Origin of the sequence: Bradyrhizobium sp. (assembly GCF_030697065.1) — a bacterium.
Taxonomy (GTDB): Bacteria; Pseudomonadota; Alphaproteobacteria; order Rhizobiales; family Xanthobacteraceae; genus Bradyrhizobium.
Window position 1 is genome coordinate 1 of record NZ_JAUYQU010000316.1, and the last position, 23,035, is coordinate 23,035.

Sequence of the window (23,035 nt, forward strand, 5' to 3'; positions counted from 1 at the left end):
CCCGAGAGGTCGAATTCGATGTGCCAGGTTTCCTTTTCGGATCCGGCCTGGTTGAGCAGGCGGCGGGACAGGAATGTCGCTGCGACCGGATTGTCGCGCGAACGGCCGGGCTCCGCCGTGACTGAAGGCGCGGCCGCTGCAGGTGCTATCGCCGCCGGGCCGGATGCCGGAGCCTTTTCCATTTCCTCATGCAGCGCCTTTAGCATCCGGGCGGTTTCCTTGCCGCCGGGGACGCAGAGGTTGAGGCGCGGCTCGGCCTTGCTCGCGATCGCGTCCGAATAGTCGTGGCAATTGTAGCCGCACTGGCCGCAATCCTGTTGCGCCATCGCGGCCATCATGCGCCGGCGCAAGGGGCGGCCTTCCGCCAGTTTCATGCGATCCGACATCGGCATGGTCTGGTCGTGCCAGGGCGCCTCGCCGTCGTCGCCGTCGCCGGGCGGGCCCTGCAGCATGGAGGCGCCCTGCTCCGGCGACAGCGGCGTCGGGCCGCCATCGGTCAGCAGTCCGGCAAAGAAGCCGTTCAGCCAGGAGCGCTGCGCATCGGAAAACGGCGCGCTGGAGGGAATGATCTCGATTCTGGGCGGCGGTGTCATCTGGTTCATGTCGAAGCCTCGGCATCGGCCAGTTTGCGCAGCGTCTCGCCATCGTGGCGGCGCGCGAAGGTCAGGAACGTCTCGTCGGGCGACGTGCGATGGGAGACATAGGCTTTCAGCAGCCGCTCCACATACGCTGGTGCATCCTCCGCCGTGACATCATGAAGGACCTCCTGCCCGACCTCGGCGTCGGGACCGAACCCGCCGCCGGTGAAGATGTGAAAACCATCGACGGTATCGTCGCTGTCAGCGACCGAAATGCGCGCGGCGATCATGCCGATATCGCTGATGTTATGCTGCGCGCAGGAATGGTGGCAGCCGGTGAGATGGATGTTGATCGGGGTCTCGATCGGCACCCGCGATTCGCACCAGTCCGCGATCCGGGCGGCGGTGCGCTTGGTGTCGGCATTGCCGAACTTGCAGCCGGCGCGGCCGGTGCAGGCAATCAGCCCGGCGCGGATTTCCGTGGTCTCGATCGCGAGCCCGATTGCCTCGATCGCGGCCGTGGCCAGCGCCACCTTGTGGTCGGAGACGCCCGATATCAGCAGGTTCTGCCAGACCGTGAGGCGGATATCGCCATCGCCGAGGTCCTGCGCGATTTTGGAAAGGCCGCGCATCTGGTCGCAGGTCACCTTGCCCAACGGCAACGCGACACCGATCCAGTTCAGACCGTCCTGCTTCTGCCTGTGCACGCCGATATGGGCGGTGCGGTCGAACGCCGGACGGGGCGCGAGCGCTTCCGGCGGAACGCGCGTAAGGGCATGGCCGAGTTTTTGCTCGACCAGGACGAGGAATTTTTCCATGCCCATGCCGTCGATCACGTATTTCAATCGCGCCTTCAGCCGGTTGGTGCGGTCGCCGAGGTCAATGAAGACGCGGACGATGGCGTCCGAAACCCTGGTCGCATCGGCCGGCTTGACGACAATGCCGGTATCGGCGGCGAAATCCTTGTGGCCGGTGATGCCGCCGATGCCGAGCTTGAACCAGACGCCAGGATCGACATCGAAACCGTCCTTGACCTCGACCGCGGCAAAGGCGATGTCGTTGGTGTCTTCCAGCACCGCTATCTTGCCGGCGCCGTCGAAGGCGACGTTGAATTTGCGCGGCAGGCCGGTCAGCGAACGGTCGTTGAGGATGTGATAGTGCCATTCGCGGGCGTATTCGCGGGTGTCCAGCAATTCCTGCGGATCGATACCCGCCGTCGGCGTGCCGGTGACGTTGCGGATGTTGTCGGCGCCGGAACCGCGCGAGCACAGGCCGAGGTCCTGGATGCCTTCGATCAGCATCACCGCGTGCTTCGGCGGGATCTCGCGCACCTGCAGATTGGCGCGGGTGGTGACGTTGCTGAACGGTCCGCACAGCGGTTCGATCAGATCGGCGAGCCCCGAAAACTGCCAGTGCTTCATGATGCCGTTCGGAATCCGCAACCGGCACATGTAGGAATCCTGCGTCGGTCCGACGTAGAACAGCCCGTAATACCGCCAGCGGAAATTATCCGCCGGCGACGGCCGCGCATCGGCCAGCGCCTGCTCCTTCAGCCGCGGATAGGCGTCGAACGGATGCTGCTCGCGTTTCCACTTTTCCTGGTCGACGAGCTTCTTGCCGGAGGCAAGCGTGCGGTCCTGCGCCTTGACGTGTGACGCTTCGGGGCCGGTCGGCTCCGCATTCGTCTTGCCCGCGGCGGCGCCACCGAGGCCGCGCCCGACCCGGCTGATCTGCAGGCCGGTCGTGAACCCTTCGAGGTAGCGTTTCTGCTCGTCGGTAAAGTCGACTGAGAGCGTTTCCAGTTTCATGGTGCGCGACGAAGCTCCTGCGGCCACGACGAGTGGCTTCAACGGGAAGGGAATGCGGCCGCGTTCATGTCGTTCGAACGGGCCTGACCAGCTTCGTTGCTGCGGAAATCCATCTAGGACGTGGCCAACGGACATCTGAGACGGCTGGCCCCACTGCAACATACAAGTTGCGTGCCAGTCTGATTCCGATCAAATAACCAATAATTTCAATTGGTTGGATTTTGCGGCGGGAACCTGGCGACGCGACCCCACCGCCGTTTGCAAGCAGCCAGCCTAATAATTAGCCGGATCGGCTGGATGCCAATGTCGGTCCACGTGCCCGATTCAGGGTCTCTGACGCCCGATCTTGAAGGCGGCGAGATGTCCGGCAATGTCGTTGGCGTCGAAAGCGGGGCCAGCGAAGGCGCCGATCCCGCTGGATGCCTCGTCCGACTTCTCCGACTTCGCCTGGCGTCCGAGGGCGGCGTCGTACAGGTCGGGCCTGAATACCGCCATGGCGACTTTCAGCGCCTCCGGGCTGACCTCGGTTTGCCCCCATCGCACCATCTGGGCGTAGAGCCAGGCTGCCTGCACGGGGTCCGGCCGCGTCGCGCCCTGTCGTCCCACCAGAAGATAGCGGTTGCTCTCGCGCATGGTTCCGTCCGGAGAAATCTTGAGGCGACCGTCGAGCGTGCGCTGGATCACCTCCGGATCGACGCCGATCCGCTCGGGCGCGCCGAGGATCTGCGCCGCCTCGGCGCGGTTCTGCTTCTGCTCGATGAAATCGGCGGCGCGGTCATGCGCCCGGATCAGGGCGGCCAGCACGTCCGGATTCTTCTGCGACCAGTCCTGCCTGACCGCCAGCACCTTTTCGACGGCGCGGACCAGAATGTCGGCCACGAAATGCAGGATATGGCCGACGCCGAGATCGACGGCGATGGAATTCCAGGGCGCGCCGACACAGAAGGCGTCGACATGACCGTTGGCCAGACTGTCCACCATGTAGGGCGGCGGCAACACCACCAGACGAACATCCTCGTCGGGGTCGACGCCGCCGGCGGCCATCCAGAACCGAAGCTGATAATTGTGGGTCGAGAACGGAAACGTCATGCCAAAGGTCAGCGGTTCCGCGCCGCTTTTCCGACGGTTCGCAACGACGCGGGCCAGCGCCAGCGCGGTCGCCATCGGGTCGAACGGATCGCCCGACAATTCCGCCATGATATCAGCATGCAGCGCCGGCGATACCGTGATGGCATTGCCGTTGAGGCCGAGATTGAAAGGGGCCACGATCGGCACCTTGACGTGACCGAGCCCAAGGCTGGAGGCGATCGCCACCGGCGCCAGCAGATGGGCGGCGTCGAACAGGCCGAGATTGAGCTTGTCGCGCACGTTCGACCACGACACTTCACGGATCAGTGTGACGTCGAGCCCTTCGGCCGCGCAAAACCCCTTGTCGACGGCGACGATCAGGGCCGCGGCGTCGACTAGCGGAATGAAGCCTATGCGCAGGGGTTCGGTCATTTCAGCAACTCCGAAGCGGTCAGGATCGACTGCGCGATCTCGCCGATTTTCTTTTTCTCGCGCATCGCGGTGGAGCGCAGCAGCACATAGGCCTCGTCTTCGGTGAGGCCCTTCAGTTTCATCAGGATGCCCTTGGCGCGGTCGATTACCTTGCGGTCCTCGAGCGCGGACCTGGCGCGATCGAGTTCGCCCTGCAGCTTGGAGAAGGCGTTGAAGCGCGAGATGCAGAGATCGATGATCGGCTTGATCCGCTCTTTTTTCAGGCCGTCGACGATATAGGCGGAAACGCCCGCATCGACCGATGCCTGGATCGAGGCGGAGTCGCTCTGGTCGACGAACATCGCGATCGGCCGGCGTACCGCGCGGCTGACCTGGAACATCTGCTCCAGCACGTCGCGGCTGGGGTTTTCCAGGTCGATCAGGATGACATCGGGATCCAGCGCATAGATCCGGGCCAGCAGGTTGTGCATCTCGCTGATGTGGGCGACACCGGTAAACCCAGCCTCCCGCAGCCCCTCCTCGAGGATTGCTGCGCGGATCGGGCTTTCGTCAACAATGACGATTTTCGGTGACGTCTCGGAACCCATCGACCACTCGCATTCCGGCAAAACACCTCTTAGCACGCCCGAAGCCGGCTTAAAGCCTTGTAATTGCGGACGATTGGGACTAGCTCCTGCCCTTCAATCAGGCATTTCAGACATGAACCAGGCCGCCGCGCCCAAAGTCAGCTTTGTTTCCCTGGGGTGCCCCAAGGCGCTGGTGGATTCCGAGCGCATCATCACCCGGCTGCGCGCGGAAGGCTATGAGCTGGCGCGCAAGCATGACGGCGCGGACCTCGTCATTGTCAACACCTGCGGCTTTCTCGACAGCGCCAAGCAGGAATCGCTCGGCGCAATCGGCGACGCCATGGCCGAGAACGGCAGGGTAATCGTCACCGGCTGCATGGGCGCCGAACCCGAGCAGATCGAGGCGGCCTACCCCGGCGTGCTGTCGATCTCAGGACCGCAGCAATATGAAAGCGTGCTGGATGCCGTGCATCGCGCGCTGCCGCCGGTGCATAATCCGCACCTCGATCTGCTGCCGCCGCAGGGCATCAAGCTGACGCCGCGGCATTACGCTTACTTGAAGATATCCGAAGGCTGCAACAACCGCTGCAGCTTCTGCATCATCCCGAAACTGCGCGGCGATCTGGTGTCGCGCCCGGCGGGTGAAGTGCTGCGCGAGGCGGAAAAACTGGTCACGGCCGGCGTCAGGGAATTGCTGGTCATCTCGCAGGACACCTCGGCCTACGGTGTCGACATCAAATATGCCGACAGCCCATGGAAGGACCGCCAGGTCCGCGCCAGATTCTTCGATCTCGCCAAGGAGCTCGGCGAACTCGGCGCCTGGGTCCGGCTGCAGTATGTCTACCCCTACCCGCATGTCGACGAAGTCATCGGTCTGATGACGCAAGGCAAGGTGCTGCCCTACCTCGACATCCCGTTCCAGCACGCCAGCCCGGAAGTCCTGAAAGCCATGAAGCGCCCGGCCGCGCAGGAAAAGACGCTGGCGCGGATCAAGAAGTGGCGCGAAGAATGCCCCGATCTGACCTTGCGCTCCACCTTCATCGTCGGCTTCCCCGGCGAGACCGATTCCGATTTTGCCTATTTGCTCGACTGGCTGGAAGAAGCCGAGATCGACCGCGCCGGCTGCTTCAAATACGAGCCGGTCGCGGGCGCCACCTCGAACGCGCTCGGCAACCACGTGCCGCCCGAAATCAAGCAGGAGCGCTGGAATGCGCTGATGGCGCGGCAGCAGAAGATTTCCGCCCGCCGGCTGAAGCGCAGGGTCGGCACGCGGCAGCAGATCATCATCGACGAGGTCGGCCCGACGGTTTCAAAGGGCCGATCCAAGGCTGACGCGCCGCAGATCGACGGCGCGGTTTACGTCTCGAGCCGCCGCCCCCTGAAAGTCGGCGAAATCGTCACCGCGAAGATCGAACGATCCGACCAGTACGACCTGCACGGCAGCGTCGCGGGATTCTGACACCGCTTGACAGCGTTCGCCCTTCGGCTGTATGGCCCCGCCCCATGATCCAGTCCCGGACCAACACCCGCGCAGCTTTCCGTCGTCGCTCTGTCGACGATGATGGGTCGCGCCGTGTCCGACGACAACGCTGAAACACTAGATCAGCAACGTTTTCGAGAAGGCCGCACCCGCAAAGTGCGGCCTTCTTGCGTTTCAGCCCGCTTTGCATCCCAATCCCGCTGAGGAGTTTGATATGAGCAACGCCACGCATTCGTTCGACGCATTGATGGAAATCACGTCCCGGCCGCCGACGGTTTTCGTGCGCGGCGAAGGCTCATTGCTGTGGGACGACAGCGGCAGGCGCTATCTCGACTTCGTCCAGGGCTGGGCGGTCAACTGCCTCGGCCACTCGCCGCCGGCCATTGCCGACGCGCTGGCCGCCCAGGCAAGGCTGCTGTTGACGCCGAGCCCGGCGTTTTACAACGGCCCCAGCCTCGAACTCGCCAAGGCACTTGCCGAGCGCAGCTGCTTCGACCAGGTGTTCTTTGCCAATTCGGGCGCGGAGGCCAATGAAGGTGCGATCAAGCTCGCGCGCAAATACGGCGCGCTGCACAGGAACGGCGCTTACGAAATCATCACCTTCGAGGGCGGCTTCCACGGCCGCACGCTGGCGACGATGTCGGCATCCGGCAAGAAGACTTTCGAATTGCTGTTCGAGCCCAAGGTGTCAGGCTTTCCGAAGGCCCGGCTGAACGATCTCGACTCGGTCAAGCGGCTGATCACGAACAACACCATCGGCGTGATGCTGGAGCCGATCCAGGGTGAATCCGGAGTTTGGCCGGCGACGAACGAGTTCCTGCAGGATTTGCGAGCCCTGACGAAGGAGCATGGCCTGCTGCTGATCCTTGACGAAATCCAGACCGGCATGGGCCGCACCGGAAAGCTGTTCCACCACGAGCATGCAGGGATCGAGCCCGACATCATGACGCTGGGCAAGGGCATCGGCGGCGGCGTGCCGCTGGCGGCGTTGCTGGCGACGAACAAGGCCTCCTGCTTCGAACATGGCGACCAGGGCGGCACCTTCAATGGCAATCCGCTGATGTGCGCGGTGGGCCTTGCCGTGCTGACCGAGGTCAGCAAGCCCGCCCTCCTGAAATCGGCCGTCGATGCCGGACTGTTTCTTGAAAGCGAGTTGCAGCGGCTTTCGGCACGGCACGGTCTCGGCGAAGTCCGCGGCCGCGGGCTGTTGCTGGCGCTCGACCTCAAGCACCCGATCGGTGCTTCCATCGTCGCACAGGCTCTGGCGGACGGCCTGCTACTGAACTCGCCGCAGCCGGACGCGCTGCGCTTCATGCCGGCGCTCAACGTTTCGCGGGAAGAGATTTTGGAAATGATCGATGGTCTCGACACAATCCTGACGCGGATGGGGGCGGCCAGGCGGGTGGCGTAGTGGACGCTTCGGTCATTCCGGGATGGTGCGCTAGCACCAGACCCGGAATCTCGAGATTCCGGGTTCGATGCTTCGCATCGCCCCGGAATGACGAACTCAGCTACGGCTTCAAGATCGACGCACCTGTCGTGGCCCGGCTTTCCAGATCGGTATGCGCCCTGGCCGCATCCTTCAGCGCGTAGGCGTGATTGATCGGCACGTGCAGCTTGCCGTTGATGACGGCCGAGAACAGGGTGTCGGCGCCTTCCAGCAGATCCGAGCGCTTGGCGATGTAGTCGTTGAGTTTCGGGCGGGTCGCGAACAGCGAGCCGTGATTGTTGAGTTCGGCAATCGAGAACGGCGGCACCGGGCCCGAGGCGTTGCCGAAGCTCACGAACAGTCCGCGCGGCTTCAGGCAGGACAGCGAACCTGGAAAGGTGGTCTTGCCGACGCCGTCATAGACGACGTCGCAGAGTTCGTTGCGGCTGATCTGCTTGACGCGGGCGACGAAATCTTCCTCGTTGTAGAGGATGACGTGATCGCAGCCATTGGCGAGTGCGAGGTCCGCCTTGGCCTGGGTGCCGACGGTGCCGATGACATGCGCGCCCATCGCCCTCGCCCACTGGCACGCCAACAGGCCGATGCCGCCGGCCGCGGCATGAATTAGCACCCGGTGGTGAGGCTCGACCTTGAACGTCTTGTGCAGCAGGTACCACACCGTCAGTCCCTTCAGCATCAGGACGGCGCCCTGCTCGTAGGTGATATGGTCGGGCAGCTTCACCAGCTTGTCCCAGGGAATGTTGCGTTCGGTGGAGTAGCCGCCGAGATTGAAATAATAGGCGACACGGTCGCCGGGATGAAAATGGGTGACGCCCGGCCCTACCGCCACAACCTCGCCGGCGGCTTCGTTGCCGGCGATGAAGGGCAGTCCCGGCGCCTTGTAGAGACCGGTGCGGTAATAGACGTCGATGAAGTTCAGGCCGATGGCATGCTGGCGGATGCGAACCTCGCCGGGTCCGGGCGCGGGCACGTCGACGGCTTCGTAAACCAGGGCTTCCGGGCCCCCCACCTTGTGCACGCGCACGGCCTTGACCATATCAAGTTCTCCCAGGGCAAATTTCCTCGGTCGAGCGAAAGCCATCGGCACAGCGTTGTCAACTCGCCGCGGCAGCTATGTTTCCGGGCTGGTGAACAAGTCGATCAAGCCCTGAGAAATCTCACGATCCGGATCGCCGCATCGCTCGCCACGACATAGAGCGCGATCGCGCAGAGCCCGATGGTTACGACTGCGCCGGCATCGAAATCACGGGCCAGCGCATAGATCGCAAGCACCGCCCAAAGGCCCATCAACGACAAGGTGAGGCCACGCAGCCGCACGACGCGGACCGGATGCATCACATTGATGGGGACGAAAGTCAGCACGATCAGAACCGCGACCATCAGGCTCGCCAGCCAGGGCCGCGGATGCAGCAGGAACAGATAGAAGGCCGCGGCGTTCCACAGCGCCGGAAACCCGCGAAAATGATTGTCGTCGGTTTTCATGCGGCGATCGGCAAAATACAGCGCGCCGGATACCACGACCCCGGCGCCCAGCAGCGGCGCCATGACCGGGAGCAGCAGGCCGCTGGCGGTGATCGCATAGGCCGGCACGAAAACATATGTGATGAAATCGACCACGAGATCGAGCACCTCGCCCGACCAGTTCGGCTGCAGGCGTACGACATCGAACCGCCGCGCGATCGGACCATCGAGCGCGTCGACCACCAGCGCCAGCCCGAGCCACGCGAACATCGCCGCCCAGTGCTCGCGCACCGCTTCCAGCATCGCGAGCAGGCCGATGCCCGCTCCCAAGGCCGTGAAGATATGCACGGAAAAAGCAGCGACGCGCTTTCCCGGTGTCGCATGCGGTGAAGACTCTGGCTGGTTCGACTGGTCCATCGGCCCGCACTGCTATCAGGAATCGCCCCGATTTGCACACCGCTGCTTGCGGCGTTCGGCCGCGCAAATCGAAAGCACATTCCACGGGGCGATGCCGACTTGAAAATGCCACCGGGAAGGTCAATTGTCCCGATATGAATGACGGATCCGGTATCTATGACGTCGTCGTGATCGGCGGCGGCCCCGCGGGACTTGGCGCTGCGGTCGCGCTGGCGCAAACCGGCGCGCGCACCGCGCTCGTCGCCCGCCGCCTGCCCTATGCGGACAACCGTACCACGGCGCTGTTGGGTGATTCCGTCGGTCTGCTGGAGCGGCTGGAGGTGTGGTCGAACTGCAAGGACCACGCGGCGGCGCTCCGTGTCATGCGCCTGGTCGACGATACCGGCCGCCTGATCCGGGCGCCCGAGGTCCGGTTCGCTTGCGACGAAATCGGCCTCGATGAGTTCGGCTACAATATCGAGAACCGCACGCTGATCGAAGCGCTGGAACTGCGCGCCGCCGGACTTTCAGGTTTGACGCGGTTCGACGATGAGGCGGCGACGATCAGCCCTGATGACGCGGAGGTCACCGTCCACACGCGCGGCGGCCAATCATTGGCTGCGCGACTGGCAGTCGGCGCGGACGGACGGCACTCGTTGTGCCGGCAGGCAGCCGGTATCGAAGTCAGCCGCCGCAGCCTCAACCAGGCGGCCTTGACCTTCAACATCCGCCATTCGCGCCCGCATCGGAACATCTCCACGGAGTTTCACACGCCGCAGGGTCCCTGCGTATTCGTTCCCCTGCCCGGCGACCGCAGCAGCGTGGTGTGGGTCGCCGCGCCCCGGGAAGCCGAACGGCTGATCGCGTTGAGCGACGGCGAACTGTCGGAGGCCGCGGAACGGCAATCGCATTCCATTCTCGGCCGCGTCGCGGTCGAGCCCGGGCGGCATCTGTTTCCGCTCGGCATCGAACAGCCCCGGCAGTTCGCCAAGGCGCGCATCGTGCTGGTCGGCGAAGCCGCGCATGTGCTGCCGCCGATCGGCGCGCAGGGCCTGAACATGGGATTGCGCGACGCCGCCGACATCGCCGATATCGTCCGCGACGCGATGCTGGCTGGCGAAGACCCGGGGTCCCCGCAGGTGATCAAGCGTTACGATGCGGCGCGGCGTGGCGACGTCGCCAGCCGGACCTTCGCGATCGACATCGCGAATAGCTCCCTGCTCAGCGATTTCCTGCCGGTGCAGTCGCTGCGCGCCGTCGGCATGCATCTGATCGGCTCGGTCGGCGCGTTTCGGCGTCTGGCCATGCGCGAGGGACTGGCGCCGTCGTGGAGGGTCCGACGCGCGGTCACGGAAACACCAGCCGGCCGCTCTGAATGAGCCACATCACGCTGGTCAGGGTAATGACCGAGGCGAATGTTCCGATCAGGACGGCGACCGACGCGGGCTCGACCCAGGTGTCGTGCTGCCGCGCGATCACGAACACACTGAGTGCCGGCGGCAATGCCGCCATCAGCACCGCGGTCGCCGCCCAGGGCTGCGGAAACGGCCCGAATTCCAGCATCAGTCCGAACACGATCAGCGGGTGGATCAGGAGTTTGACCGCGATGGCGCCGGGCACTTCCCAGGGCACCCCGGCTAGCGGTCGCAGTGCGACCGTCACCCCCAGCACGAACAGCGCCACTGGCGCTGCCGAGTTCTGCAGGAACAGCAGCGTGTTGTCGATCGCCGCCGGCGGTCGAATATTGAAGGCAGCGGCGAGTGCGCCGGCGCAGGCCGACATGATCAGGGGGTTCAGCACGATTTGCCGCCCCACCATGCCGAGCGTGCGCAGCAATGACTGGTGTTCGCGGTCGGTGAGCGCGATCAACAGCGGTACGACCGTAAAGAGGAAGATGGCGTCGCAGCAGAATATCAGCGCGGTCGGCGCAGCCGCCTTCGAGCCGAACACGGCCAGCGCCAGCCCTGGGCCCATATAGCCGATGTTGCCATAGCCGCCCGCAAGACCCGCCAGGATGGATTCCCGGACCGAAAGCCTGCCGGTCAGCTGGCTGAAGAACATCGCGAGGAAGTAGACGCTGGCGGTGCCGAAGGTGGTCGCAATCAGGAATGGCGGATTATTCAGCTCGGCGAACGGCGTCTTTGCCATAATTCCAAACAGCAGCGCCGGCAGGGAGACATAGAGCAGGAAGAAGTTCATCCACGCCAGCCCGTCCTCCGGCAAGGCCTTGGCCTTGCCGCAGGCAAACCCGATGAAAATCAAGCCGAAATAGGGTAGTGCGAGGTTCAGAATGTCGATCATCGGGAAGGGTCTTCTTCATCATTCTTGCCCCGCTCGACAGCCTGGACGGACCGGCACGGCAAAGGTTAATTCGGCTGTTTGCCTCTAGCATCGGCCACAATCATGGTCTATTCGACGAGATATGATAAAAGCGCGGACCGCCAAATTTCAGATCGGACAGATCGTCCGGCACCGGATCTTTTCGTTCCGGGGCGTTGTCTTCGATATCGATCCGGTCTTCAACAATACCGAGGAATGGTGGCTGTCGATCCCCGAGGAGGTCCGGCCCCACAAGGACCAACCGTTCTATCATCTGCTCGCGGAGAATTCGGAGTCCGAATACGTCGCCTATGTTTCCGAGCAGAACCTGCTGCCCGACGATTCCGGCGAGCCGATCCGGCACTCGCAGGTCTCCGAGATTTTCGTCAAGGACAAATCTGGCGGTTACCGCCCCCGCAATCCGTCGCTGAATTAAGGCGCATCATCGCGAATTCGTAACCTGGATGAAGCCAGCGGTCGGCGCCAAGCGCTGCCCGACGGCGAAATCCGGGGCTTGCTTTCCTGCATTGCGCTTCGCTTCATGCGGGCTACAAGAATTTCCGCGCCCAACGAAAAAGGCGCCCGATCCGGGCGCCTTTTTGTTGTCGACAGGATCGCCCTGCCCCTTATTTAGCAGCCGGATTGGCCGCGGGCGGATTGGCCTCGAGCTTCTTGCGGGCCTCCTCGGCGCGCTTTTGCAGCTCTTCCTGCAGCTTCTTCTGGGTTTCCTCGAACACCTTGGGGTCGGTCGGGGGGCCGTCATAGGCCTTGGCGAATTCGGCCAGCGGCAGCGGCAGCGTGAGCGGCGCGCCGTTCGAGTTGATCGCCTGCACCACCAGGTTCTGCCCCTTCTTCATGCTGGCGAGCAGTTCCGGCGTGACGTCATAGTCCGACATGCAGCCATTGGCGAAGCAGATCACATACGGGCTCTGCGCCGGCGCATTGGCGTCGACGATCACCCGGGTGCCGTGAACCAGCTGCATGCCGAGCGGCAGCGTGACGCGCAGGATCTTCTTCGGCTCGCCTTCGGGCTCGATGATGACGGCGGCGATGACGGGCTGGCCGGACTCGATGCGGCCGTCCTTGCCGGTGAAGCAGACCTGCTTGGCGCCGGCATCCTGGCCCTTCAGGCAGAACTTGGTCCAGGGAGCGTAGATCAGCTGAACCTGCTGGTCGGCCGGCTGGGCGCCCGCGGCGGGAGCTCCGGCCGGCGGCGCGGCAGGCTGCTGGGCAGCCGGAGCCGGGGCTTTCGGGGCAGCCTTCGGCGCGGCCTTCGGTGCGGGCGCGGCCTTGGGCGCGCCGGGCGCCGGGGCCGGCTGCTGGGCCTGCGCGCCGGAGGTCAGCAACGTGGCAGACAGTGCGGTCGCCGCCAACAGGGCGATAACCCGCCCACGCGGCCGGACCTGCGCGGCCAAGATACGGAAATTCATTGCGGAAAACCCTTTCTGAACGGAAGCGGCAGAAACCGCTGCAGGCACCGACCCTAGCCGTTGGGCGGCTGTCTCTTTGCCAAATGAGGCGGATACGTGACAGGCCCTAACGTCTTGGTCAATCGCCCGCCTTCAATACAGCGGCGGGCGAAAAGATCAATGCCGACAGGCTTCCACGCCACCTGCCGGGACCGGGTGTGATGGCTATGGTAAAAGCGGCTGTGAAGAAAATCGAATCAATTCCGCGCGCTGCATGGCACGGTTCCGGGCGTCGGCACATTCGAGCCGCGGTCTGCGTTTTCCTCGCTTTGGCTGGCGGCTTGGCGCTCGCCGCCGGCATCTGCCGGGCGGCCGAACCGCGCCATGCCATCGCCATGCACGGCGCCGCGGCCCTGCCGGCCGATTTCACCCATATGCCCTATGCCAACCCCGACGCGCCGAAGGGCGGCCGGCTCGTGCAGGGCATTCTCGGCACCTTCGACAGCCTCAACCCGCTGATCGTCCGGGGCCTCGCGGTGCAGCAGGTCAGGGGCTTTGTGGTCGAAAGCCTGATGGCGCGCGGCCATGACGAGGCCTTCACGCTGTACGGCCTGCTGGCCCAGCACGTGGAGACCGACGACAGCAGAAGCTACGTCACCTTCCATCTTGATCCCAAAGCGCGATTCTCCGACGGCAGGCCGGTTCTCGCCGAGGACGTGCTGTTTTCCTGGGCCCTCCTCCGTGACAAGGGCCGTCCCAATCATCGGCAATATTACGCCAAGGTCGCCAGGGCCGAAGCAACGGATACGCGCACGGTGCGGTTCGACCTCGCCGGCGCCAACGACCGCGAACTGCCGCTGATCCTCGGTCTGATGCCGGTCTTGCCCAGGCATGCCGTCGATGTCGCGACTTTCGAGGAAACCTCGATGACGGCGCCGGTTGGTTCCGGTCCCTACCGCATCACCGCGGTCAAGCCCGGCGCCAGCGTCACGCTGATCCGCAATCCCGACTATTGGGGCCGCGACCTGCCGGTCAATCGAGGGCTGTGGAACTTCGACGAGATCAGGCTGGATTTCTACCGCGAGGCCAACGGCGCGTTCGAAGCCTTCAAGCGCGGCCTGTACGATTTTCGCGTCGAGACCGAGCCGCTGCGCTGGCACGACGGATACGATTTCGCGGCCGCCCGCAGCGGCGAGGTCATCCGCGATTCCATCAAGACGGGGATGCCGCAACCCGCCGAATTCCTCGTGTTCAACACGAGGCGTCCGGTGTTTGCGGATGTCCGGGTGCGCCAGGCACTGACCCTGCTGTTCGATTTCGAATGGATCAACCGCAATTACTTCTTCGGGCTCTATGGGCGTACTGCGAGCTTCTTCGCGGGCTCGGTGCTGTCGGCCTACGGCCGCGCGGCAAACGATCGCGAGCGGGAACTCCTGAAACCCTACCTGGCGCGCATGCCGCCCGACATTCTCGACGGCAGCTATCGCCTCCCCGTGACCGATGGCTCGGGCCGCGATCGCGCCACGCTGCGCGGCGCCCTCAAGCTGTTGTCGGAGGCCGGCTACGAGCTCGACGGCACAGTGCTGCGGCATCGTTCGACCAGGATTCCCCTCACCTTCGAAATTCTGGTGACCACGCGCGATCAGGAGCGGATTGCGCTCGCCTATCAGCGCGACCTGAAGCGCGCCGGCATCGAGGCGTCGGTGCGCGCGATCGACGCCGTCCAGTTCGACCAGCGCCGTCTCGCCTTCGACTTCGAGATGCTGCAGAATCGATGGGATCAATCGCTGTCGCCCGGCAACGAGCAGTCGTTCTACTGGGGTAGCGAGGCCGCGGGAATTCAGGGCACCCGAAACTACATGGGCGCCCGGGACCCCGCCATCGACGTCCTGATCGCGGCCCTGCTGGAGGCGCGCGAACATACCGATTTCGTCCCCGCGGTGCGGGCGCTGGACCGGACCCTGATGTCGGGCTTCTACGGTATTCCGCTGTTTAACGTTCAAGAACAATGGATCGCGCGCTGGAATCGGATAGAACGGCCTGACGCCACTGCCCTGACGGGATACCTGCCGGAAACCTGGTGGCAGCGACCCGACGCCCAACCGAAATGACCCCCGTGATCCAGACCAACACCTCGCCGACGCTCGACGGATTGTTCAAGCGGATCCTGGCCCGCAAGCCGGATGCTTTGGCGTTGCTCGATCCCATCAACAAGCAGCGCATCACCGGCCAGCCGGCAAGGAACCTGACCTTTGCGGAAGCCGACCGTGCGATCACGGCGCTGTCGGCGCATTTTATCGAATCCGGCCTGCCGTCCAATTCCGTGATCGCGGTGCAACTACCCAATACTGTCGAATTCGCGCTGACGGTGCTGGCCGCGCATCGCGCCGGCCTCGTGGTGGCGCTGTTCCCGCTGCTGTGGCGGCAGGCGGAACTGACGGTCGCGCTGAACCGTACCGGGGCGCGGGCGATCGTGAGCATGAGCCGTATCGACGGCGTGGTGCATTCCGATCTCGCCATGAATGCCGCGGCCGAGGCCTTTTCGATCCGTCATGTCTGCGGGTTCGGCAGCGACTTGCCGGAAGGCATGGCCTCGCTCGATATGGCCCTTTCGAGTGGCTCCACCACCTCGCGGTCGGTGGTGCAGGACGGCCGCAAGGCCGCGATCATCTCGTTCGACGTCACCGGCGAGGGCTTTCGTCCCGTTCCCCGCACGCATCTGAACCTGATCGCCGGCGGCCTTGCTCTGTCGCTCGAAGCCGATGTGCCGCAGGGCTCGACGGTCATGTCGGCATTCACCCCGTCGTCGTTCGCGGGCCTGACTTCGTCGCTTGTGATCTGGCTGTTGTCGGGCGGAACCCTGGCGCTGCATCACCCGTTCGACGGCGACGTGCTGGAGCAGCAGATCGTCGAGAATAGCTGCGACACGCTGGTCGCGCCCGCGCAACTGGCGTTGCGGCTGGGCGAGATCGACATGGCCTCGCGTCTGCCGACCCTGCGCACGATGATCGGCCTCTGGCGCGCGCCGGAGCAAGTGGCCTCGTCACCGTCCTGGACGCAACCGCGGGTAGCGCTGACGGATGTCTATCTGTTCGGCGAAGCCGGCCTGTTCGGAGTCCGCCGCAATACGGCCGATGGCGCGCCGGCAACGGTCCGGCCGGGGCCGCACAGCGCGCCGCGGGAAGCTTCGGGCTCGTCGATTGCAGGCGAGATCTTTCTGACGCCCCGGGGAACGCTGGCGCTGCGGGGGCCGATGGTATCCGCAGCGCCCTACGCGCCGCCGCCGCCGAGCGACTCCCTGATCGCGCAGCCGCCGCGCGATTATGTCGACACCGACTATGCCGCCCGGATCGACCGCTCGACCGGAGCGATCTGCATCACCGCGCCACCCACGGGTATCATGGCGGTCGGCGGCTACCGGTTTCTGGCAGGGGATCTGCAGGAATGGGCCAGGCGGCTCGGACAGGGCGCGCTGCTGACGGCGTTGCCGGACCGTCTCAGCGGTCACCGGTTGGCCGGACGCGCCCAGGACAATGGCCGCGCCCGCGAGGCGCTCGCCGAACTCGGGCTCAACCCGCTGATGGTGGAGGCGTTTCGCGACCGGGCCAGCCAGCCTTGACTGAAATCCACAGCTCTCGTTGACGCGGCATTAAGGGCGGGGAACTAGGGTTCGCGCGTTCACCTGACGCGTAATCCGGGTTTCAGATGTCCCAGCAAGGCCCGCTCATCGTCGTATCGACCGCCGGGCGCCCGTCATTCGCCCGCACCCTCGACGACGCCGGCATGTTCCCGATGATCGATGCCGGCTGGGCGGATGCATCACGCGCCGTCGAGCAGTTGCACCCGGCCGCGGTCCTCGTCGCGATGGACGAAGCGACGGTACCCCGCCTCGACGCGCTGGCCCAGCAGATCGCCGCACAGCGGCCCTATCTGCCGCTGGTCGCGGTCGACCCCACGACATCGTTGCCCGACAACGCCATTCCATTTTCCCAGACCGGCGGCAGTTTCGATCGCCTGCCCGCGCGGCTGCGCGCCAGCCTGCGGGTTCGGGCGCTCGACATCACCGTGATGCGCCGCATGGACGGCGAGCCGCTGGCGCGCGCCACGGCGTCCGATTTCGATCCGGCCCGCGACGCCACCGTGCTGCTGATCGGCCGCGGCGCCGCCTACCCCGCGCTCTCGGTATCGCTCGGCGAACGCATCGGAGTGGTCGGCGCGCTCTCGATCGAAGCGGCGGCGAAGCACCTCAATACCCGCGACATCGACGGCATCGTGCTCGGCGAAGGGTTCAGTCCGCGCGTGGTGGATGCCTTTCTCACGGTGCTGACCGAGGATTCACGCTTTCGCAATCTGCCCGTGGTGATGACGTCGGATGCGCTGGCGCCTGCCTATGATCTGCCGAACCTCGAAATCATATCCGGCGAGCCTGCCCATATCGCCGCCAACGCGCTGCCGCTGATCCGGCAGCATGCCTTCGAAGCCCATCTGACCCGGACGCTGCGATCGATCGACGCCGACGGCCTGATCGATGTCAGGACCGGTCTGTTGACGCCCGCGGCGTTCAGCCGTGACTTCGCCACCGCGGTCTATCAAGCGCTGTCGCGCGGCGGCGGGTTCTCGGTGGCGCGCTTTGCCTTCGATCCCGCCCATCCGCGCGCCCAGCTCGACGGCGCGCGGATCATCAGCCGGCTGATGCGGCAGATGGATTTCGGCGCCGCCCAGGACGACGGATCGGTCATTGTCGCATTCGCCGACACCGATCTGCGCAACGGCCACATGATCGCGCGGCGGCTGTCCAGCGTGATGCGCCACACCCGCCACGGCAAGCGCGACGCCCGCGCCGAGCCGGCGGTGACGGTGGCGACCATGATGCCGGACGATACGGCGAAGTCGCTGCTGGCCCGGCTCCATGACGAAGCGCGCCGCGCGGCGTCGTGAAGGCTTCCTCAACGTCACTGCGAGGAGCGCTTGCGACGAAGCAAGCCATTCCTTCTTTGCTCGGTAAGATGGATTGCTTCGCTGCGCTCGCAATGACGTTGAGAGCGTATCGCGATCACGCCGCCTTCTTGTTCTCGGCGAGGTTGGCGAGCTGCCGCAGTATCTCCGTCGTGCCGTACAGGCGCTCCTCCGGGGTCTCCCAGACCTGCAGGAACACCACCTTCATGTCTGGCCGCACCTTCGCGGCGTTGCCGTGCTGGCGGATGAAGTAGACAAGGCGGTCGGGCTGCGCGAACTTGTTGTCGCGGAAGGTGATGACCGCGCCCTTCGGCCCGGCATCGACCTTCTCGACATTGGCCCTGCGGCAGTAGCCCTTGATTGCGGCGATCTTGAAGAGATAGCGCACCTCGTCCGGCAGCACGCCGAAACGGTCGCGCAGCTCGGCGGCGAAATTGTCGATCTCGTCGTCGGTGTCGAGATCGGCCAGCCGCCGGTACAGCGACAGCCGCACCGCGAGGTCGTTGACGTACTCCTCCGGGATCAGCACCGGCATGCCGACCGTGATCTGTGGCGACCAGCGGTCCGCCGCGGGCTCGACCACGCCGGCCTTGAGGTTGAGGATCGCCTCCTCCAGCATCGACTGGTACAGTTCGAAACCGACCTCCTTGATATGGCCCGACTGTTCCTCGCCGAGCAGATTGCCGGCGCCGCGGATGTCGAGATCGTGCGATGCCAGCTGGAAGCCGGCGCCGAGCGTCTCCAGCGATTGCAGCACCTTGAGCCGCCGCTCCGCCTGCGCCGTGATCTTCGCCTGCGCCGGCAGCGTGAACAGCGAATAGGCGCGCAGCTTGGAGCGCCCTACCCGGCCACGCAACTGGTAGAGCTGCGCGAGGCCGAACATGTCGGCGCGGTGCACGATAAGGGTGTTGGCGGTCGGGATATCGAGGCCGGACTCGATGATGGTGGTCGACAGCAGGATGTCGTATTTGCCGTCATAGAAGGCCGACATGATGTCCTCGATCACGGTCGGCGGCATCTGGCCATGCGCTACCGCGACCTTCATCTCCGGCACGTTCTTGTCGAGAAAATCCTTGACGCCGGCGAGGTCCTCGATCCGCGGCACCACGTAGAACGCCTGTCCGCCGCGGTAACGCTCGCGCAGCAGCGCCTCGCGGATCATCAGGGGATCGTGCGGCGCCACGAAGGTGCGGACCGCCAGCCGGTCGACCGGCGGCGAGGCAATGATCGAGAGATCGCGCACCCCGGTCAGCGCCAGTTGCAGCGTGCGCGGGATCGGCGTGGCGCTCAGCGTCAGCACATGGACCTGGGCGCGCAGCTGCTTCAGCTTCTCCTTGTGGGTGACGCCGAAATGCTGCTCCTCGTCGACGATCACGAGGCCGAGATCCCGGAACTTGATCGCCTTGCCGAGCAGTGCGTGGGTGCCGATCACGATGTCGACCCCGCCTTCCGCGATGCCTTTCTTGACCAGCGTCAGTTCCTTGGTCGGGACCAGCCGCGAGGCCTGCGCGACATTGACCGGGAAGCCACGGAAGCGCTCGGTGAAATTGCGGCTGTGCTGGCGCGCCAGCAGCGTGGTCGGCACCACGACGGCAACCTGCTTGCCCTCGAGCGCGACCGCGAACGCCGCCCGCAACGCCACCTCGGTCTTGCCGAAGCCGACGTCGCCGCAGATCAGCCGGTCCATCGGCCGGCCGGTTTCCAGGTCCTTCAGCGTGGCATTGATGGCGCCGAGCTGGTCTTCGGTTTCCTCGTAGGGGAAGCGCGCACAGAACTCGTCGTAGAGATGCGGCTGCACCGGCATCTTCGGCGCTTCGTGCAGATGCCGCGCGGCGGCGATTTTTATCAATTCGCCCGCGATCTCGCGGATGCGGTTCTTGAGCTTTGCCTTGCGCGCCTGCCAGCCGCTGCCGCCGAGCCGGTCCAGCTCGACATTGGCGTGGTCGGAACCGTAGCGCGACAAGAGTTCGATGTTCTCGACCGGAAGGAACAGCTTGGTATCGGCGGCATAATGCAGCTCGAGACAGTCATGCGGCGCGCCGCCGACCTCGAGCGTCTGCAATCCGATGAAGCGGCCGATGCCGTGCTCGACATGCACCACGAGATCGCCGGTGCTGAGGCTGGTGACTTCCGAGATGAAATTGTCGAGCTTGCGGCTGGCCTTGCGCGGCCGCACCAGCCGGTCACCCAGAATATCCTGCTCGCTGATGACGGCGACATGCTCGGTCTCGAAACCGGATTCCATGCCGACCACCGCCAGCATGGCCTCGTTGCGCGGGGTTGCCTGCACCGTGCGCCACGAGTTGACGCTGGTGAGCTGGCCGAGCTTGTGGTCCTTGAGCATGCTGCCCATGCGATCGCGCGAGCCTTCGCTCCACAGCGCGATCACCACCTTCTTGCGCTGGGCGTGCAGCGCCTGGACGTGGGCCACGACCGCCTCGAACACGTTGATCGAGGTATCGGCGCGCTCCGGCGCGAAATTGCGGCCCTGCCGGGCGCCTGCATCGACCGTGCCGGCGCTGCCTTCAGGCACCGCGAACGGGCTCAGCCGGGCCAGCGCCGCTTCGTCCAGCCGCTTGCCCCACTCGTCCTCGGTCAGATACAGCCGGTCCGGCGGCAACGGCTTGTAGATCGCGCCGCCGCCGGGATGCTCCAGCGCCTCACGCCGCGCCTCGTAGTAGTCGGCGATCTGCCTGAAGCGTTCGCGCGCGGCGTCCTCGCTTTGCGGTTCGATCGCGACCGGCGCGCCGTCGAGATAGTCGAACAGCGTGTCCATCCGGTCCTGGAACAGCGGCAGCCAGTGCTCCATGCCGGGATGGCGGCGTCCCTCGCTGACGGCTTCGTACAACAGATCATCGCGTCCCGGCGCGCCGAAGGCTGCCACATAGCCCATCCGGAAACGGCGGATGGTCTCGGTGACCAGCTGGAATTCCGAGATCGGCACCAGATCGAGCGAACGCATCGGCAGCAAGGTGCGCTGGGTTTCCGCGTCAAAGCTGCGGATCGATTCCAGGCTGTCGCCAAAGAAATCGAACCGCACCGGCTGGTCGAGTCCGGCGGGAAACAGGTCCAGAATGCCGCCGCGCACGGCATATTCGCCAGGTTCGCGCACCGTGGAAGAACGGTTATAGCCGTTGTGCTCCAGCCACGACACGATCGAGGCCATCGGCACCACATGGCCGGGCGCCACCGACAGCGCCTGCGCCGCCACGGTTTCGCGCGCCGGCACCCGCTGCACGATGGCGTTGACCGTGGTCAGCACGATCAGCGGCTTGTCGCTGCCGGCAAGCCGCGACAGCCGCGCCAGCGTGGTCAGCCGTTGCGCCAGAATGCCGCCATGCGGCGATACCCGGTCATAGGGCTGGCAATCCCAGGCCGGGAACTGCATCACCGGCAGATCGGGCGCGAAGAATTCCAGCGCGCGGGCAAGCTGCTGCATGCGCGGACCGTCGCGGCAGATCACGGCGAGGCTGACCGCCGGCGGGTTCGGCAGCGCCGCCACCGCACGCGCGAGGTCCGAGACCACGAGGCCTTCGGCGCCCTCGGCGACATTGGCAAAGGTCAGCGCCCGGCCGGGCGCCAGCAATTTCGCCGGCGATTGTGTCGGAGACTTCATGCGTCGTGGTCCACCGCGCCACGCGCCCTGATACGCTCGAACAGCGCGCCGGCATATTCCGGCAAAAGCGGCTTGTTGCCGGTCAGCGCCGCGTACAGATCGGCATCGGGCAACTCGATCAGATGTTCGAGCTGCGCCAGTTCATCGTCACCGAGGATCGCGATCTCGGCATCGGCAAAGCGGCCGAGGATGAGATCCATCTCGCGGGTGCCGCGATGCCAGCAGCGAAACAGCAGCCGCTTGCGGCGGTCATTGAGGCCGTCGCTCGATCGTGTCGATCCCGTCATTGATGATTCCCATGCCAACGCCAAAAGCCCGGACGAGCCGGGCGGGGTTGATATAGCCATGCTTCCGGCTGTTGTCAGCAGCCGTTCTCGCATTGCATTCACGCCAAAATGCATTCAAGGCTTGCCAAATCGAGCGTCGGTCAACCCGTCGAGTCCCTTGATGCGCCCTGCCCTGCTCAATCCCCTGTTCGCGCCGGTCACGACCCTTGGCGGTGTCGGACCGAAGCAGGACAAGCTTTTTCGCTATCTGCTCGGCCGCGATGAGACGCCGCGGCTGGTGGACCTCCTGCTGCACCTGCCGGCCAGCGTGATCGACCGCCGGGCGCGGCCGAAAATCCGCGATGCCGCCCAGGGGACCGTGGTCACGCTGGAGGTCACCGTCGACCGTCACCGTCCCCCACCGCCGCGCAACGCGCGCGCACCGTTCCTGGTCTATGCCAGTGACGACACCGGCGACCTGGTGCTGACTTTCTTCCGGGCCAAGCCCGGCTACGTCGAGAAACTGCTGCCGGTCGGCGCCAAACGCTACGTCTCGGGCACCTTGCAGATGTATGACGGCGTCCCGCAGATTGTGCATCCCGACCGCGTCGTCGATGAAGAGGGTTTTGCAAAACTGTCGGGCATCGATCCGGTCTATCCCCTGACCGAGGGGCTGGCGCTGGGATCGCTGCGCCGCGCGATGGCGCAAGCGCTGCAGAGGCTTCCCGCGCTGCCGGAATGGATCAGCCCGGAAGTGATCCGCCGTTGCAATTTTCCGCCGGTGGCGGAAGCGCTCAACCGCGTCCATGTGCCGGTCGAACTCACCGACATCCTGCCCGATGGCGCGTTCTGGTCGCGGCTGGCGTTCGACGAGCTTTTGGCGGGCCAGTTGGCGCTGGCGCTGGTGCGGGCGCAGTTGCGCCGCCCGGCCGGCGACCGCCACGCCGGCGACGGGCATTTGCGCAGCCGGATCATCGACGCGCTGCCCTATGCACTGACGACCTCCCAGCGCGAGTCAGTCGCCGCCATTACCGAAGATCTGCGCCAGCCGGTGCGGATGCTGCGGCTGCTGCAGGGCGACGTCGGTTCCGGCAAGACCGTGGTGGCGGCGCTCGCGGCGGCACGCTGCATCGACGCCGGCTACCAGTGCGCGCTGATGGCGCCGACCGAGATCCTGGCCGCGCAGCACTTCGGCAAGCTCGTCGGCTGGCTCGACCCGCTGCTGGCAGA

At 65.2% G+C, this 23,035-nt stretch carries 17 protein-coding genes and 1 pseudogene; 8 read left to right on the forward strand and 10 right to left on the reverse strand.

Annotated features, from left to right (window positions below):
• The 4 genes and pseudogenes from Q8R73_RS24770 to Q8R73_RS24785 form a co-directional block, all read right to left on the reverse strand.
• Positions 1 to 602, reverse strand: a pseudogene (locus Q8R73_RS24770) ((Fe-S)-binding protein); the annotation flags it as partial.
• Positions 599 to 2,386 (reverse strand): NirA family protein, encoded by a 1,788-nt coding sequence (locus Q8R73_RS24775; protein WP_305722189.1) that lies wholly within the window; start codon positions 2,384 to 2,386, stop codon positions 599 to 601. The pseudogene Q8R73_RS24770 and the gene Q8R73_RS24775, both read right to left, overlap by 4 nt.
• A gap of 324 nt (positions 2,387 to 2,710) precedes the next feature.
• Positions 2,711 to 3,886, reverse strand: a complete 1,176-nt coding sequence (locus Q8R73_RS24780) for a CmpA/NrtA family ABC transporter substrate-binding protein (RefSeq protein WP_305722176.1) — start codon at positions 3,884 to 3,886, stop codon at positions 2,711 to 2,713.
• Positions 3,883 to 4,473, reverse strand: a complete 591-nt coding sequence (locus Q8R73_RS24785) for an ANTAR domain-containing response regulator (protein WP_305722177.1) — start codon at positions 4,471 to 4,473, stop codon at positions 3,883 to 3,885. Before Q8R73_RS24785 ends, Q8R73_RS24780 begins: the two co-directional genes overlap by 4 nt.
• Before the next feature lie 112 nt (positions 4,474 to 4,585).
• Here Q8R73_RS24785 and rimO point away from each other — a divergent pair, with 112 nt between their 5' ends.
• Complete coding sequence (gene rimO / locus Q8R73_RS24790; protein ID WP_305722178.1) at positions 4,586 to 5,911, forward strand: 30S ribosomal protein S12 methylthiotransferase RimO; 1,326 nt, start codon at positions 4,586 to 4,588, stop codon at positions 5,909 to 5,911.
• Between the two features lie 235 nt (positions 5,912 to 6,146).
• On the forward strand, positions 6,147 to 7,343 hold the full coding sequence (locus Q8R73_RS24795; protein WP_305722179.1) for an acetylornithine transaminase: 1,197 nt from the start codon (positions 6,147 to 6,149) through the stop codon (positions 7,341 to 7,343).
• Between the two features lie 100 nt (positions 7,344 to 7,443).
• Here the strand turns inward: Q8R73_RS24795 and Q8R73_RS24800 are convergent, their stop codons facing one another.
• Positions 7,444 to 8,418, reverse strand: a complete 975-nt coding sequence (locus Q8R73_RS24800; protein WP_305722180.1) for a quinone oxidoreductase — start codon at positions 8,416 to 8,418, stop codon at positions 7,444 to 7,446.
• 104 nt (positions 8,419 to 8,522) lie between these two features.
• Positions 8,523 to 9,260: a phosphatidylcholine synthase gene (gene pcsA, locus Q8R73_RS24805; protein WP_305722181.1), complete on the reverse strand. Its 738-nt coding sequence runs from the start codon at positions 9,258 to 9,260 to the stop codon at positions 8,523 to 8,525.
• 134 nt (positions 9,261 to 9,394) lie between these two features.
• Between pcsA and Q8R73_RS24810 the strand changes: the two genes are divergently transcribed.
• Positions 9,395 to 10,618: a UbiH/UbiF family hydroxylase gene (locus Q8R73_RS24810; RefSeq protein WP_305722182.1), complete on the forward strand. Its 1,224-nt coding sequence runs from the start codon at positions 9,395 to 9,397 to the stop codon at positions 10,616 to 10,618.
• Here the strand turns inward: Q8R73_RS24810 and Q8R73_RS24815 are convergent.
• Positions 10,587 to 11,540 (reverse strand): AEC family transporter, encoded by a 954-nt coding sequence (locus Q8R73_RS24815; RefSeq protein WP_305722183.1) that lies wholly within the window; start codon positions 11,538 to 11,540, stop codon positions 10,587 to 10,589. The genes Q8R73_RS24810 and Q8R73_RS24815 overlap by 32 nt on opposite strands.
• Positions 11,541 to 11,661: 121 nt before the next feature.
• Here Q8R73_RS24815 and hspQ point away from each other — a divergent pair, with 121 nt between their 5' ends.
• Positions 11,662 to 11,994 (forward strand): heat shock protein HspQ, encoded by a 333-nt coding sequence (gene hspQ / locus Q8R73_RS24820; protein ID WP_305722184.1) that lies wholly within the window; start codon positions 11,662 to 11,664, stop codon positions 11,992 to 11,994.
• A gap of 190 nt (positions 11,995 to 12,184) precedes the next feature.
• Here the strand turns inward: hspQ and Q8R73_RS24825 are convergent, their stop codons facing one another.
• Positions 12,185 to 12,988: an invasion associated locus B family protein gene (locus Q8R73_RS24825; RefSeq protein WP_305722185.1), complete on the reverse strand. Its 804-nt coding sequence runs from the start codon at positions 12,986 to 12,988 to the stop codon at positions 12,185 to 12,187.
• Positions 12,989 to 13,194: 206 nt separating this feature from the next.
• On the opposite strand from Q8R73_RS24825, the gene Q8R73_RS24830 reads away from it, so the two are divergent.
• The 3 genes from Q8R73_RS24830 to Q8R73_RS24840 all read left to right on the forward strand — a co-directional run bounded on the left by Q8R73_RS24830 (position 13,195) and on the right by Q8R73_RS24840 (position 17,905).
• Positions 13,195 to 15,078, forward strand: a complete 1,884-nt coding sequence (locus Q8R73_RS24830; RefSeq protein ID WP_371126170.1) for an extracellular solute-binding protein — start codon at positions 13,195 to 13,197, stop codon at positions 15,076 to 15,078.
• A complete protein-coding gene (locus Q8R73_RS24835) occupies positions 15,075 to 16,586 on the forward strand; it encodes a class I adenylate-forming enzyme family protein (RefSeq protein WP_305722191.1) in 1,512 nt (503 codons plus the stop codon). Before Q8R73_RS24830 ends, Q8R73_RS24835 begins: the two co-directional genes overlap by 4 nt.
• Before the next feature lie 86 nt (positions 16,587 to 16,672).
• The gene (locus Q8R73_RS24840) at positions 16,673 to 17,905 is read left to right on the forward strand and encodes a GGDEF domain-containing protein (RefSeq protein WP_305722186.1); all 1,233 of its coding nucleotides are present in this window, start codon (positions 16,673 to 16,675) and stop codon (positions 17,903 to 17,905) included.
• A 115-nt stretch (positions 17,906 to 18,020) separates the two neighbouring features.
• Here the strand turns inward: Q8R73_RS24840 and mfd are convergent, their stop codons facing one another.
• Both mfd and Q8R73_RS24850 read right to left on the reverse strand, forming a co-directional pair.
• Entirely contained in the window at positions 18,021 to 21,539 is a 3,519-nt protein-coding gene (gene mfd, locus Q8R73_RS24845; RefSeq protein WP_305722187.1) for a transcription-repair coupling factor, read from the reverse strand.
• On the reverse strand, positions 21,536 to 21,826 hold the full coding sequence (locus Q8R73_RS24850; RefSeq protein WP_305722188.1) for a succinate dehydrogenase assembly factor 2: 291 nt from the start codon (positions 21,824 to 21,826) through the stop codon (positions 21,536 to 21,538). Before Q8R73_RS24850 ends, mfd begins: the two co-directional genes overlap by 4 nt.
• 160 nt (positions 21,827 to 21,986) lie before the next feature.
• Here Q8R73_RS24850 and Q8R73_RS24855 point away from each other — a divergent pair.
• On the forward strand, positions 21,987 to 23,035 hold a 1,049-nt coding region (locus Q8R73_RS24855; protein ID WP_371126169.1), incomplete at its 3' end, for a DEAD/DEAH box helicase.

Coding starts and splice junctions, on each gene's coding strand:
- Q8R73_RS24815 (WP_305722183.1), bottom strand. CDS start 11,540: ATGATCGACATTCTGAACCTCGCACTACCCTATTTCGGCTTGATTTTC.
- Q8R73_RS24780 (WP_305722176.1), bottom strand. CDS start 3,886: ATGACCGAACCCCTGCGCATAGGCTTCATTCCGCTAGTCGACGCCGCG.
- Q8R73_RS24840 (WP_305722186.1), top strand. CDS start 16,673: ATGTCCCAGCAAGGCCCGCTCATCGTCGTATCGACCGCCGGGCGCCCG.
- Q8R73_RS24830 (WP_371126170.1), top strand. CDS start 13,195: ATGGTAAAAGCGGCTGTGAAGAAAATCGAATCAATTCCGCGCGCTGCA.
- Q8R73_RS24800 (WP_305722180.1), bottom strand. CDS start 8,418: ATGGTCAAGGCCGTGCGCGTGCACAAGGTGGGGGGCCCGGAAGCCCTG.
- Q8R73_RS24825 (WP_305722185.1), bottom strand. CDS start 12,988: ATGAATTTCCGTATCTTGGCCGCGCAGGTCCGGCCGCGTGGGCGGGTT.
- pcsA (WP_305722181.1), bottom strand. CDS start 9,260: ATGGACCAGTCGAACCAGCCAGAGTCTTCACCGCATGCGACACCGGGA.
- Q8R73_RS24810 (WP_305722182.1), top strand. CDS start 9,395: ATGAATGACGGATCCGGTATCTATGACGTCGTCGTGATCGGCGGCGGC.
- Q8R73_RS24785 (WP_305722177.1), bottom strand. CDS start 4,473: ATGGGTTCCGAGACGTCACCGAAAATCGTCATTGTTGACGAAAGCCCG.
- Q8R73_RS24775 (WP_305722189.1), bottom strand. CDS start 2,386: ATGAAACTGGAAACGCTCTCAGTCGACTTTACCGACGAGCAGAAACGC.
- Q8R73_RS24850 (WP_305722188.1), bottom strand. CDS start 21,826: ATGACGGGATCGACACGATCGAGCGACGGCCTCAATGACCGCCGCAAG.
- rimO (WP_305722178.1), top strand. CDS start 4,586: ATGAACCAGGCCGCCGCGCCCAAAGTCAGCTTTGTTTCCCTGGGGTGC.
- Q8R73_RS24795 (WP_305722179.1), top strand. CDS start 6,147: ATGAGCAACGCCACGCATTCGTTCGACGCATTGATGGAAATCACGTCC.
- mfd (WP_305722187.1), bottom strand. CDS start 21,539: ATGAAGTCTCCGACACAATCGCCGGCGAAATTGCTGGCGCCCGGCCGG.
- Q8R73_RS24835 (WP_305722191.1), top strand. CDS start 15,075: ATGACCCCCGTGATCCAGACCAACACCTCGCCGACGCTCGACGGATTG.
- hspQ (WP_305722184.1), top strand. CDS start 11,662: ATGATAAAAGCGCGGACCGCCAAATTTCAGATCGGACAGATCGTCCGG.